At 67.8% G+C, this 13085-nt stretch carries 10 protein-coding genes and 2 tRNA genes; 5 read left to right on the top strand and 7 right to left on the bottom strand.

Features of this window, described 5'->3' with window-relative positions; all coding sequences use genetic code 11:
• The first annotated feature begins 315 nt into the window (after positions 1 to 315).
• Together ACFXN1_RS02230 and ACFXN1_RS02225 are read left to right on the top strand one after the other, a co-directional pair.
• Positions 316 to 516: a helix-turn-helix transcriptional regulator gene (locus ACFXN1_RS02230; RefSeq protein ID WP_379436264.1), complete on the top strand. Its 201-nt coding sequence runs from the start codon at positions 316 to 318 to the stop codon at positions 514 to 516.
• A gap of 3 nt (positions 517 to 519) precedes the next feature.
• Positions 520 to 1824, top strand: a complete 1305-nt coding sequence (locus tag ACFXN1_RS02225) for a hypothetical protein (RefSeq protein ID WP_379436265.1) — start codon at positions 520 to 522, stop codon at positions 1822 to 1824.
• A 201-nt stretch (positions 1825 to 2025) separates the two neighbouring features.
• On the opposite strand, the gene ACFXN1_RS02220 is transcribed toward ACFXN1_RS02225, so the two are convergent.
• The 4 genes from ACFXN1_RS02220 to ACFXN1_RS02205 all read right to left on the bottom strand — a co-directional run bounded on the left by ACFXN1_RS02220 (position 2026) and on the right by ACFXN1_RS02205 (position 7817).
• Positions 2026 to 2160 carry a hypothetical protein gene (locus ACFXN1_RS02220; protein WP_379400404.1) on the bottom strand — a complete coding sequence of 45 codons (135 nt, stop codon included), beginning with the start codon at positions 2158 to 2160 and terminating at the stop codon, positions 2026 to 2028.
• Positions 2148 to 2248, bottom strand: a tRNA-Leu gene (locus tag ACFXN1_RS02215). Before ACFXN1_RS02215 ends, ACFXN1_RS02220 begins: the two co-directional genes overlap by 13 nt.
• A 70-nt stretch (positions 2249 to 2318) precedes the next feature.
• Positions 2319 to 6905, bottom strand: a complete 4587-nt coding sequence (locus tag ACFXN1_RS02210; protein ID WP_379463471.1) for an HAD-IC family P-type ATPase — start codon at positions 6903 to 6905, stop codon at positions 2319 to 2321.
• A 645-nt stretch (positions 6906 to 7550) separates the two neighbouring features.
• Entirely contained in the window at positions 7551 to 7817 is a 267-nt protein-coding gene (locus tag ACFXN1_RS02205) for a hypothetical protein (RefSeq protein WP_379400406.1), read from the bottom strand.
• Between the two features lie 63 nt (positions 7818 to 7880).
• Here ACFXN1_RS02205 and ACFXN1_RS02200 point away from each other — a divergent pair, with 63 nt between their 5' ends.
• Positions 7881 to 8009 carry an Rv1535 domain-containing protein gene (locus ACFXN1_RS02200; protein ID WP_379400407.1) on the top strand — a complete coding sequence of 43 codons (129 nt, stop codon included), beginning with the start codon at positions 7881 to 7883 and terminating at the stop codon, positions 8007 to 8009.
• 272 nt (positions 8010 to 8281) lie between these two features.
• Here ACFXN1_RS02200 and ACFXN1_RS02195 read toward each other — a convergent pair.
• Positions 8282 to 8360, bottom strand: a tRNA-Glu gene (locus ACFXN1_RS02195).
• 370 nt (positions 8361 to 8730) lie between these two features.
• On the opposite strand from ACFXN1_RS02195, the gene ACFXN1_RS02190 reads away from it, so the two are divergent.
• Entirely contained in the window at positions 8731 to 9267 is a 537-nt protein-coding gene (locus ACFXN1_RS02190) for a hypothetical protein (RefSeq protein ID WP_379443788.1), read from the top strand.
• Between the two features lie 55 nt (positions 9268 to 9322).
• On the opposite strand, the gene ACFXN1_RS02185 is transcribed toward ACFXN1_RS02190, so the two are convergent.
• Both ACFXN1_RS02185 and ACFXN1_RS02180 read right to left on the bottom strand, forming a co-directional pair.
• Positions 9323 to 10078, bottom strand: coding sequence for a MerR family transcriptional regulator (locus ACFXN1_RS02185; RefSeq protein WP_379443789.1), 756 nt, complete (start codon positions 10076 to 10078; stop codon positions 9323 to 9325).
• Positions 10079 to 10098: 20 nt separating this feature from the next.
• The gene (locus ACFXN1_RS02180) at positions 10099 to 10569 is read right to left on the bottom strand and encodes a VOC family protein (protein ID WP_379443791.1); all 471 of its coding nucleotides are present in this window, start codon (positions 10567 to 10569) and stop codon (positions 10099 to 10101) included.
• 343 nt (positions 10570 to 10912) lie between these two features.
• Here ACFXN1_RS02180 and ACFXN1_RS02175 point away from each other — a divergent pair, with 343 nt between their 5' ends.
• On the top strand, positions 10913 to 13081 hold the full coding sequence (locus tag ACFXN1_RS02175) for an acyltransferase family protein (protein ID WP_379443792.1): 2169 nt from the start codon (positions 10913 to 10915) through the stop codon (positions 13079 to 13081).
• Positions 13082 to 13085: the final 4 nt, after the last annotated feature.

Genomic DNA, 13085 nt, shown 5'->3' with positions numbered 1-13085 from the left:
TTAGCAAACCGGTTGATGATCGACCCAAACGCTTCTCCCGCGTGTCATTGTGCCTAACCGGCAGGCGATTGTGCACAACCGGTTCTTGTTTAGGCACTCGCACACGACACGCACACGATTAATCGCCTCTCAAATCTCCTACCAATGGTCTCGATGGCCCCGAGGCGAGTTCGAGGCGAGGGGGTGGCTGCAGACATGGAGCAACGCCACTGGGCTCCCATCGAGTGCAGTCCATTGCACTTGGCCCTATGCACTGTATGCTTGCCTGGCCGGGACATCCCGGGACAAGTCAACGATCAGACGAACGAGGTCACCATGCCTAACAACGCGGTCTGGCTCACGCGGGCCGAGGTTTCAGCGCGAACCAACTACGCCGAGAAGACACTTCGCAACTGGGCCAGCAAGGGCCAAGGGCCGCGGTTCAGCAAGTTCGGTGGCCGGGTCCGCTACCGGCTCGCCGACGTTGTCGCCTGGGAGAACCAGCAGGACAGCGTCTTCGCGCGGCAGGCGGCCTGACCCATGGCCATGGCACCAGGCGAACTGCCGCCGAAAGAGAAGCTGATCCCGACCAAACGCCCCGATGGCACCTGGGAACTGGATCGCATCCGCTGTCGAGCACTTAACGGTGAAGGTTTCCGCCAATCCGCACAAGGCCCCACGAAGAAGGCGTGCACAGAGGAGTGGATGCGGCGGTGGGAAATCAACGTTCGCAAGAACTCCAAGCGCAAACGGATCAGTAAGCGCACGCAGTTCGTGCCTACTGACCCGATGAGCAAAGTCTTCGCCGAGATGGACAGGCAGTGGAAGCAGCGTGTCGAGGACGGGACCCTGTCCCGAGACACGCACAGCAACTACCACCGCACGATCTACCCCTGCGCACCCGGACCGAAGAACCACAATCCAGACGCGTTCAAGCTGGAAACCGAGATGGGTGACCTGTCGATCGCCGAGGCTGCGGACGCTGCTGACATCACTGACTATCTCGACGAGGTCGCCGAGACTGCCCCGTCCCGAGCGGAGATGCAGCACCTGGTGTTGGGCATGGCATTCAAAATGGCGGTACTCGGGCGAGGATTGCCGACTTCCGACAACCCGATGCCACACGTGATCTGCCCACCGCGCAAACCGACGATCCCTCGCCCGTTGGCGCGACCGCTGCAGATCTCCATGTACGCCTACATCGCCGAAGTCCGACCAGGCGAGGATGCATACTTGCGGCTCTACTACCTGTTCCTGTTGGGCACGGGAGTTCGCCCTGGGGAAGGCTTGGCGGTTCGCTGGATGGACATTGCGTCGGAAACGCTCGAGGACGGCTCCGTCCGGACGGTCGCGTACATCGGGGCCACCGTTCGCCGGCGCACCAAGGTCGGAACGTTTCGGCACCCGAACCGCAAGTCTGGCAACCCGTATTGGATCGTCCTGCCGCAGTGGCTGGCCGCGGAACTGGCTGCGGAGAAGGCTCGGGTCCGGCCGGCGTCGGATGAGGATCCGGTGTTTCGTGGTCCGCGGTCGCAGTCGTGGGTGAGTGTCCCGTCTGCCGAGGACTCGATTCTTCGGCTGCGGCCCCTGAGTCCGGTGCCGGACTTCCGGTTGTCGGATCTGCGGGACACTGTTGCCAGTCACGTTGCGTCAGTGACGAAAGATGATGATCGTTCCAGTGCGCAGTTGGGGCACACGGATGGCAAACTGTCGATCGCGCAGAAGTACTACATCAGTGCCGAGGCGAAGCGGGTAGCCGTCGTCGACAACGCCGACGAGCTCGAGTTGCTGAATCCGCTGGAAGTGGGAGCAAATTGGGAATCCGACGGCGATATGTCCGTTTGATTCAACCGGTTTCATACCTTGACCTGCGGAAATGCTTCTGCCCTAGTGGATATCCAGGAACATCCGCATGGCCGACAGTGTATGCGGTCGATACCGAACACCCCGAATCAGGCCAGGAACCGCTGTGGCCAGGGGCATACGGTGACGGCCGGAACCAAAAGATGATCTTGCCGAGCTCGAACACCCCGATGAGGCGCCTGGTCAACGCCGCACGAGCCAGAGCGCAGTCGCAAGTACGACCAGCACGGACCAGACAACCCAGTAGACCGGCGTTGCGTGCACCGCGACCAGCACCGCGGCGGCCACGGCAAGTACGACGACTGTGGTTGTTCGCATGAGGAATTGTCTCAGCCCTCTTCGAGACTCCGTCATCGAAAAGGCCCGCCTTCTCAGGGCGGTGCTCTGACCATTGAGCTTCGAAACATGGTGACATCGAATCGAACCCACATCGTCCCGAGTGACAGATGGCAACGGTGTTCTCGACGCGCGCCGACTCAACGATCCGAAAGCGACGAGCCTGCAACGTCGGGCGGCGGCCCGGACAGCGCGCGGCCGGTGAGCAGGGCCGCGCAGGTGCCGGTTGCGGCGCAGCCCAGCACGATCGACCACGCTACCGGCCCCAGTGGTACGCACCCGAAGAACCGGTTCACTCCGGGCATCATGATGATCGTGGCCAGGACAACGGAGCTGCCTGCCACGGTCACCCAGACCAGGCGGCTGTGCCGGCCGATCACCAGGGTCTGCCCGAGCTGTGTACCGATCAGGGCGGCCAGTGCCATGGTTTCCGCGCGGCGGCGCCGGCCGGTGGCGCGGCCGAGCAGCCATGCTGCGCCGGCGCCGATGGTGGTGCAGGCGCCGCGCACGGCGACGGCCTGCAGGAAGTCGCTGCCGATACCGGGCGGTGGCCCGAGTGTCCGGTCGGTCGTTTCGGTGTCGTCGGCGGGCCGGGTGTCCGAGAGTGTGAGCGCCATTGCCGGACCGAGGTCGGTGAGCAGGTTCACCACCAGGAATTGCCGGGTGCCGATCGGGGCTCGGCCGGACAGCAGCGTGCCCAGGACGGTGAACGCCACCTCACCAGCGTTGCCGCCGACCAGCACGCCGATCGCGTCGCGTACTCGCTGCCACATGCCACGGCCCTCGGCCAGTGCCTCCTGCAGCACGGTGAGGTCGAGGACCTTGCCGGTGTCGGTGAGGATCAGGTCCGCGGCCTCCCGTGCGGCGACCGACCCTCGAGCGGCCAGCCCGATACCGACATCGGCGGTGCGGATGGCGGCCGCATCGTTGCTGCCGTCGCCTGCCATCGCCACCGTGTGCCCGCGGCGTTGGAGCGCGGACACGATGCGCACCTTGTGTTCAGGCGAAACCCGCGCGAAAACCGTTGCCTGCTTGATGAGTTCGGCTTGGCCGTCCTCGTCGAGCAGGTCCAGATCGGCGCCGGTGGCCACCGTGTCGGCGGGGATGGCGAGCTGTTCGGCGACCGCGCGCGCGGTGATCGGGTGATCACCGGTGATCATCCGCACGCTGATGTCGTTGCGGGCCAATTCGGCAAGCAGTTCCAGTACCTGCGGGCGCGGGCTGTCGGCAATACCGAGGAAGCCGAGAAGGGTGAGCTGCTCGATCTCTTCGGTCAGATCGCGGGGAGCGGAGGCGAAATCGCGCCGCGCCACCACCAGCACCCGCAGCCCCTGCGCGGCCAGCCGGCGCACCGCCGCCTCCGCGGCGGCGCGGCACGCGGGTGTGAACGGCCGGGCCTCCCGGCGGCCTTCGTCATCGGTGCGCAGGACCTGATCACAATGTGGCAGCAGCACTTCCGGGGCGCCTTTGACGGCGAGCCGGATGTGCTGACCGGTGTTGCCCACCGCCGCGGAGTAGCCGCGGAAGCTCTCGAACGGCAGCTCCTCGATGGGAGACCAGGCATGCGGCTGTCTGTGGCCCAGATATGTGTGTGCCGCCTCGACGACAGCTCGGTCGGTGGCGTGCACCAGTGGGGCATCGTCAGGGTTGGGGCAGGCGTAGGCGGCGGCGCGGAGCAGCCCCCGCGACTGTGGCGTGCTCGCGAGATGGTCCCTGTCCCACGTCAGGTCGAGATCGGCAACCGCGACCAGCCGCAATTGCCCCTCGGTGAGGGTGCCGGTCTTGTCGAAGCACATGGTGTCGACGCGGCCCAGTGCCTCGATGGTGCGGCTGGAGCGGACCAGCACGCCGCGGCGGGACAGGCGGCGGGTAGCGGCCAGTTGGGCGACCGTAGCCACCAGCGGCAGTCCCTCGGGGACGGCGGCGACGGCCACGGCCAGCCCGTCGGCGAGGGCCGGGCGCAGCGGCAGCCCACGCAGGAAACTGGTGACAGTAACGGCGGTTCCGCCGCCGAGGGTGAACGGCAGCACGCGTTCGGTCAAGCTGCGCAGCTGTTCCTGCACACCGCCGCTGGGGGGCGGCCCGGCGGCGGCGAGGGCACGACCGGCCTCGGTTGCGGTTCCGACCGCCACCACGACCGCGGTCGCCTCGCCGCTGACCACGACGCTGCCCTCGAACACCATGCCGGTGCGTTCTGCCAGCAGGGCGCCGGGTGTGGCGGGGGTCTGCTTTTCCACGGTCACGGTCTCACCGGTCAGGCCGGACTCGTCCACTTCCAGCCCATCGGTCTCCAGCAGCCGCGCATCCGCGGGGACTACCTCGCCGGTGGCCAGAGCGATCACATCACCAGCCAGCAGACCGTCTGCGGGAGTCTCGATTTCGCCGTCCTCGGTGAGCCGCCGAGCAGTCAAGCGCTCGCCGAGCAGGAGTTTGTCCAGCGACAGCCGGGCGCGGCGGCGCTGCAGGGCCGACACCGTGGCATTGAGCCCCAGCACCGTGCCGACGAGCACGGCGTCGGTAGGCGAGCCGAGCAGCGCGGAGGCGACCGCGCCGACACCCAGCAGTGGAGTCATCGGATCGGCCAGCTCGCGGCGCACATCTGCGACCAGACCGGCGAGACTCGTCGCGGGCATGGCCAATCGCTGCGAGATACGCCTGGCGACGGTGGTGACGTGCGAGCGCGGCGGCGGCGCCGACCGGAGCGGGGCGGGTAGTCGGGCCAGCACCTCGTCCGGTTCCAGGGCATGCCACGGCACCAGCCGCACCTCGGCCGGCCCGGTCGCGCGGGCGGCCCGGCGCCCGCCGTTCAGACCCGTTGCCAACCCCATCAGGGTGGCCGCCGTGACCGGGCTGGTGGCTCGCGCCGCGCGTGACCCAGCCGGACCGGACGCGAGCAGCAGACCGCTGAGCGTGGCTGCCGACAGCGTCAGGACCCGGCCGCGCTCACTGACATTGCGTGCCTGGCCGGTAGCGGCGATGATCTGCCGTGCCGAACTCAGATCCGGGCACACCACATCCGCCTGCCAGGGGATCCGTGCCGGAGCGCCGGGAGTTCGGGAGGCGATACCGATGCCCAGATCGGCGGCACCCAGGGCGCGATGTGCCTCGCCACTGACCACCGCCACCACGTGCCCCTGCTGCTGCAGTCGCCGTACCAGCCCGGACACCGACCCGCCGGCGAGCACGAATTCATCGGCGCTGCGACGCAATTCGCCGGTGCTCTCGTCTCCGATGAGTACCACCCGCAGGCCCGCCTGCCGGGCGGTGGACAGCAATCCGGCAGCACCCGGATGTGGCTCGCTCCCGATCAGCACCCGCCCGACCACATGTCCGTGCTCGTGCAGCAGGTGCCAGCGCGGGCCCCCTGGATCGCTTTCCGGGCCGGGAGGATCGGTGTCGATGCCGGGTCGCAGGTCGGCGTCGATGCCCAGATGCAGATTCTCACGCCGATGCTCGGGTGGTGGTGGGATGGGCAGTTCCTCACCATCGCACCAGAGCAGCCGCTGGGCGGCGCTCCACACGTGTTCGACCGGCCAGCTGTCGTGGCGGGATTCGGCGTCGAGGACCACCGCCCGTTGACCGCGCACGGCATCCCGGTCGACGACCACTGCGGAAACCCGGTCCATGCGGCGCCACATGAACGGATCGAGGGTCAGCACGCCGCGCGCCGCCATGAGGGTCGACAGCGCACCGGCGAAGGTCTCGCGACCGGCCCGCGCCGCCTTCGGCACGCCCGCCGCCACGGCGTCGGCGGCGTCGGCGACCGCGCGGCCGCCGACCAGCGTTGCCGCCGAGGCCAGTGCCGCGGCGGCGCTGACCTGTTCGGTGCACCGCTCGATCGGTCCATGCGGCAGCGGTACCGGCCGCGGCTCGGGCGGATCGTAGACGTCGACACCCGGCAGGTCCGGGTCGGCGATCAGCTCTTCCCAGCGCCGCCACTGCGCGAAACGAGCGGCGGCCTCGACCAGCCGCACCGCCCGCTGCATCGCGTCGGCGCACAGGCCGGTCACTTCCGAATCCAATGCCTGACCCACGGCATTTCCGATCGTGATCACGGTATCGGCGCGGTGGCGGCCGAGCTGGGCTTCCAGTGCGCCGCGCAACCTCGGCTGTCCGTCCACGAGAGCCACCGCCCCCCGGACCACATGGGCCGGCGGCGGTGTCGGAAGCAACCGCCCGGTGACGACCGCACCGATCCCGATGAGATCGCCGGCCAGCTGCAGCGCGGATGTCAATACCGGCTCCCGATCGGAGGGGTGCTCGAGTCGACGGCTCCACGGCTCCGCACTGGTTCCGGCGAGATCTTCGACGCGTTCCAGGATCGCTTCCAGCTGTGCCGGAGACAGGCGTTGCGGGTCCGCGGCCACGACGACCCGCCCGGTGGCGGCATTGACCTGGAACCAACACACCTCCGGTTCCTGCTCGAGGTGCTTGCGCGCCAACTCGGCTACCCGAGCGCTCTGTGCCGACTGCAAGCCGCGAACCTCGGCGTGAATACGGTTGGCATGCACCGTGAACCGCCGCTGCGTACGCATGCGCCGCGGGTCCACGAGCGCACTGAGTTCCCGGCCGATGCCCTCGGTGAATTCGACGACTGTTCGAGCGACTGCTGGGTCCGCCAGCCGCGACGCCACCGCGACCGGCCGCCGGAGCAATCCCACCGTGGCTCCGGTGGCCGCGAGGGGCAGCCGGATCGGCGCCGTGGCCAGACCGCGCAGGGACGCCACTACTGTGCGGCGGTTCGCGACCGTCGCGAACCCGCGGTGGACTGCTTCGGCCGAGTGCTCTTGCGCTCCCGAGGCTGCGGTCGTTCGGACTTGTCTTGATTCCCGGATTGGGTTCTGGCGCGCCGCAACAGATAGACCGCACCCGCGACGCCGCCCGCAGCGGCGGCCACGGGCCACTCGACCAGGCCCGTCAAACCGGCCGCAACGACGCCGAGCACAGTGGCGGCAGATAAGTCCATCCCACTGCGAGCGCCGGATACGGCGCCTTCGACTGTGCCGCGCGCCGCACCTGTCACCGCGCCGACCACGGCTCCACCGGCCGCCTCAACCGCATGCACGGTCGCCGATGCCGTAGCCTCGAGCGTCCTCACAGTGTCCGATGCAACGCTGCTCATCACACCCCAGTCGTCGTAGGTAGCGCAAAGAACTTCCTGCGGAAACTAGTGCGTTGCCAGAATACTCCGCGATGCTCTAATCGGCCCTACGTTATCGAAACGAAAAGCGGCGCGATCAACTCGTCCACGTGAGACGAGGGCAGAAAATGCCATTTCCAAGCGGTGCCAACCCGATCCGACCGTTGTAGCGATGATATTTCCGCTACCTGAGCGGCCGAAATTGCAGACTAGTTGCTATTGCATATTGGATCTATACCTCTTCGAGAGCTTCGCCGATCTGATGAGCGATGCGATTGTGCTGATCGTGGAGCAGCCAATGACCCGTTGCGAGGACCAGCGCGACAGGCCATTCGATGATCTCCGCTGCGGCCAGCGCGCCCAGTACGCCGTAGTACGCCAACTGCTCGGGCCGGGGGATGCGAACCCGGCCGAGCACCGGCAGGTCCACTGCGAAACCCTGCGCAGCCAGCACACGGTCGACGGCGTTCTGGTGGCCGGTTGGTGGTTTTTCGGCCATTTGTTGCCTCCCGGTCATAGTGCGTTCGAGTGTTCGACGCCTGGGATCCGCAGTGTGTCGAGTGTGTTGAGTACTGGTGTGGGCGGCGGGTCGGATCCATTGACGGGGGCACTGACGCAGATGCTCGCTGTGCCGTTGCGTGAGCTGTATGCGGTCCTGCTGCGCCTGGATCTCATCGAGATCGTCGACTGATCATCCGGCCGGCAACCGCCGGTGGCGAACGGCCGAGGAGCGACGGGGGTCGCGGCAGCGACGGTGAACAGCGTCCGCCAGCAGCCGGATCAGGATCCTGGCCCAGTCCCATCGCAGCGATCAACGTGTTCTGCGCGTTTCGCGCCAACGAAGCTAACCAGAGTTTAGCCCCGGGCAAATCATCTCGCCGACTGAACCATCACGGTTTCGGGGCCGCTTTGAGCTGTCCGTAGTGAGAGTCAGGGTGCGGGGCCGGCGCGGTACGAGGTCGTTGGTGACGTAGGTCGGAGTCGAACCGACGTGGGTCCTGAGTGAAAGTCAGGCTGCCCGTGCCGACAGAGCAACTACGCCATCGTCCGGCTGGATGGAGCCGAACCCCCCGGGACACGTTGCCCGCCTTCGGTTTTCAAGACCGGCTGACCTCCACAGGCCGGAACCTTCCGAATCCGCCGCCCCATCGAGCGTGCGGTACAACAACATTCGCAGCCAGCTGGGGAAGGCCGCAACCGAATTTCCGGCTCTGCCAGGGCCATGACGTCGATGAATTCCTCGTCACGTCGACAGCTTATTCACAGCTATCGATCTGGGAGAACAGCAGCCCACCCGAGATTCCCACCGCCACCACGGGACGAGCGAGCCCACCTGTAGTATCCGTTAACCAGTGCTGAACCAATAGCACATGACCAGCTATCGAAGGTGGTTCACTACAGGAGAGGCATTCATGACGATGAAAACTCGATCTGTCCTGCTCGCCGCCGCGGCCGGGAGCGCCCTGTTCCTCAGCACCGGCATCGCTTCCGCCGACCCCACCGATCCGTCGGGTTTCCTCATCGGAGACACTGCTTTCTTCAATATCGGTGGCTTCAACTGTTCGATCGCCGCCAATGGCATTGTCGGCTGCGATATCAACCCGGCGGGCGTGCTGATGTACGTGTCACTGGCCGGGCCCAATGGCCAGGCCTATCCGGTGCCGTACGCCCCGGCCGCGATCATCGACAACGCCGCCTGGCCCGCCCATCCGGAGTGGAGCGGCGGCGGCCACACCCAGCCCGGCGGCAACCAGGCGCTGCCGTCCAGCGGCAACCAGGCACTGCCGTCCGGCGGCAATCAGGCGCTGCCATCCAGCGGTGACGTGTGGGCTCCGGCCAGCATCAGCTACGCGGGCGCGACGTGCACGCAGGGCTACCGCGGTGGGGTGCAGTGCAGCTCGATGGGCCACCAGTTCTCGTTCAACTCCAACCAGGTCTACGGCAGCTGAGCCGTGCGCGCGTGAAAAGCCCTGCCGGGCATGCGTTTCGCGGCGCGGCAGGGCTTCACAGTGTCCGGCGCACGTATTCGTCGAGCGAATCACGCACGAACGCAGCGTGTTCGGGTCCGCCGTAGGCCGCGGCGAATCGCTCGTCCTCGACGTACATCCGCCCGAGACCGCCGATCATGGCGATGGAGCGCTCCCGATCACCGTCCGCCAGTGGCGTTCCGGGGATGGCCCGCAACCACGCCACGTGCCGGGCGGCCAGCGCCTGCGCGCGCTCGGAGTCCGGGGCGCACCCGTCCTTGCGGGCGGCGATCCAGCAGGCGATCAGATCGTCGGTGTCACGCTTCCACTCCCGCTGCTCCCGCAAGGACTTGCCGTGCCACCACTGGTTGCTCACGGCGAAAGCGCGTTCACCCCAGCGGGATACGACCTCGTCACGGTAGGGGTCGTTGAATCCCTCCAGCATCATCTGCAGTGATCCGTCGACTCCGGCGCGCGCGTCGAGGGTGTGGCGCAGGGTCCGGATACGCTCGTCGAGGCGGGCGCGTTCGTCTTCCAGCAACCGCAGATGGGTGTGCAGGGCCTTGTCCGCGTCGTGTTCGCGGTCGAGGACCTCGGCGATCACCGGCAGGCCCAGGCCGAGCTCGCGGAGCAGCAGGATGCGCTGCAGCCGGGCCACCGAATCGGCGTCGTAGCAGCGGTAGCCGTTGTGGCCGACCCGGGCGGGCGGGAGCAGCCCGATCTCGTCATAGTGACGCAGCGTGCGGCTGGTGACGCCGGCGCTGTCGGCCAGTTGCTGAATCGTCCACTCCACGAAGCCCTCCCGTCTCGTCGCTAATTCTTGCCGACCCAGTCGCCCTCGAAGGTCGCCGCCCATTCCTTGGCCCGGTCCAGCTCGGCCTCGCGGGGTGCGGTGAAGATGACCCGGTTGCCGTCCGGGTCGTCGAGGGTGACATCGGTGGTGTACCACGCGGTGTCGGCGGGGCCGTCCACGCCGAGGCCCGGGAGATCGCACTCCCGCAGGGTTGTCGCCAGTGCGGTGAGGTCCGCGCCGCCGGCGGCGAAGGTGACCGTCGTGCTGCCCGGCACCGGTTCGCCCGGGACCAGCAGCAGGTCCTGGTACTTCATCCGCCGCAGGTGCACCAGGACGGGTGTGCCGTCGGCGCCGGGAATGGTTGCCAGCGTGATGAATCCGGCGGCCTGGTAGCAGGCGGTCGCGGCGGCGAGGTCGCTCACCCGGAAGGTGGCGAACATGGGCATGGGGTAGATGGTCCGGTCGATGGCCGGTTCGGTGGGCTCGCTCATGGCCTCGACGCTATGAGTTGACGTAGCGGCAAGGTCAACTCGGCGCCGCCGGGGTCGAGGCGTGGGCGGAGTAAACCGTGCGCACGATCAGGTCCAGGCGGGTGTCGAACTGCCGGAACGTGGCCCCCGCCGACAACCCGGTCGCCCGCGGATCTCCTGGACGGTGGTGCGTTGATAACCGACCTCTCCGATGGCCGCTGGCGTGCAGCAAACACCCGGCCCGACCGTGGCAGGACGCGATCGACAGGGGCCGCACGGCGATGGTGCGCGGGCGAAGCGGCAAATGGGGCCACCCGGAGAGTCGCGGTGACATGGCCCACCCGATCGATAACAATGCAGCCCCATGACGGACACGGCCGGGAGCGGATTGATAAATCGGCAGGCAGACCGGGTTCAGCATGCATCGACGCCCCGGGAGGGATTTCGTCCCGATATCGAAGGGTTGCGAGCAGTCGCGGTCCTGGCCGTCGTGTTCTTCCATGCGGGTGCGCCCGGGCTCGGTGGTGGATTCGTCGGCGTGGATGTCTTTTTCGTGATATCGGGCTTCCTGATCACCGGCATACTCTGCCGGGAGGCGACGGCCACCGGCACCATCGAGCTGGCCCGGTTCTACGGTGCACGGGCTCGTCGGCTGCTGCCCGCGGCGAGCATCGTCCTGGTCACCACCGCGATCGGCGCGGCGGTGCTGCTGCCGCCGCTGCAGGCCCGCCAGGTCCTCGGTGACGGGATCGCGAGCGCGTTGTACGCCGGGAACTACCGGCTCGCCCTGCACGGTACCGACTACCTCGCCGCCGATGCGCCGCCGTCGCCGTTCCAGCAGTTCTGGTCGCTCGGTGTGGAGGAGCAGTTCTATCTGCTGTGGCCGGTGGTCATCATGGCGACGGCCTGGCTCGTGCGGCGGCGACGAACCGGATCGGCCACGCTGCGGCCGTATCTGATCGTGCTCGCGGCTGTCGCGGCCGCCTCGTTCACGATCTCGCTGGTGTGGACCCGTGTGCTGCCGCCCTGGGCCTTCTTCTCGCTGCCCGCTCGGGCCTGGGAGCTGGCGGTCGGCGGCATGGTGGCGCTCTCGGCCGTCGCATGGTCCCGGCTGCCGAAATCGGTGGCCGTGCTCGTCGGATGGATCGGCCTGGTCCTGATCGTCATGGCCTGCACCCAGCTGAACGGCAGGACACCGTATCCCGGCGTCGCGGCGCTGGTACCTGTCCTGGGCGCGGCCCTGGTGATCGTGTCCGGCTGTGCCGCACCACGATTCGGGGCCGGCCGGGTACTGGCTCCGGCCCGGGTGCGGGCGATCGGCGGCCTGTCCTACACCTTGTATCTGTGGCACTGGCCGGTGTTGCTACTGGCGCCCCTGGCGCTCGGCCACCCGCTCGGGCGAGTCGGCGCGCTCGGGGCGGTCATGATGAGCGGCGGACTCGCCCTGCTGACGCACTGGTCGGTCGAGAATCCGGTCCGCTTCGCCGCACAGTTGCGCAGCTCTGCCAGGCTCAGCCTCGCCTGTGGCGGCGCGTGCACTGCGGTCGCCATCTGTGTGGCGGTGGTACTGCTCGTGCTCGTCCCCGCCCCGGTCGGCCGCGGCATGTCGGCGCCGTCGCTCACGCTCGTCGCACCCCCTGCCCCGTCCGCGCCGGCCGCCGACCCCCGCGAGGAGGCGGTTCGGCAGCTGGTGACACAAACCCAGTCGGCGGTCGCCGCCTCGGCCGAAATCCGGGCTGTCCCATCGAATCTCACCCCCTCGCTCGGCAACGCGTCCGGCGACAAGGCAGACGTGTTCACCAACGGGTGTGTGCGCTCCTGGCGCGAGGTGGGCCAGCCCGAGTGCGCCTCGGGTGATCCGGACTCGGCCACCACGGTGGCCCTGGTCGGTGATTCGCACGCCGCGATGTGGAGTCCGGCGTTGGAGCCGATCGCGGCGGCGCGGGGCTGGCGGCTGGAAACCATGGCGAAGGTCACCTGTCCACTGCTGGACCTGCCCATTACGAGTCCTTATCTGGACCGGGAGTACACCGAATGCGAGCAATGGCGAGGCCAGGTGCTGGCCCGGCTACAGAGCGAACGCCCACGGCTGATCGTGGTGAGCATGTCCCGACGCTATGGCGGGGACTTCGGCTTCGTCTCCTATGACGCTGCCTGGATCGATGGCCTGACCCGCCTGGTTGCCCAGCTGCGCGCGATCGGCTCGGCCGTCCTCGTTCTCGGGCCGATCCCCGATCCGCACACCACCGTGCCGGCATGCCTGTCCGAGCACATCGACGATGCCTTGGCATGCACCCCCGAGCGACCGGTCGCGGTGAACGACGCGGGTGTCGTGGCCGAGCAGACTGCGGCCGTCGCCGGAGGCGGCCGGTACGCCGACCTCACCTCGCTGTTCTGCACTGCCGTCCGCTGTCCCCTCATCGTCGGCAACACCCTGGTGTACCGCGACGACAACCATGTCACAGTCAGCTACGCCCGGACACTCGGACCGGCCATCGGCGCACTCACCGACCAGGCGCTCGCCCAAGGCTGAGCTG

This window comes from Nocardia sp. NPDC059154 (assembly GCF_042755705.1).
In the GTDB taxonomy this organism is placed as follows: Bacteria; Actinomycetota; Actinomycetes; order Mycobacteriales; family Mycobacteriaceae; genus Nocardia.
Note: the sequence above shows the minus strand (reverse complement) of the source record. Positions and strands in the feature narration are given on the sequence as shown.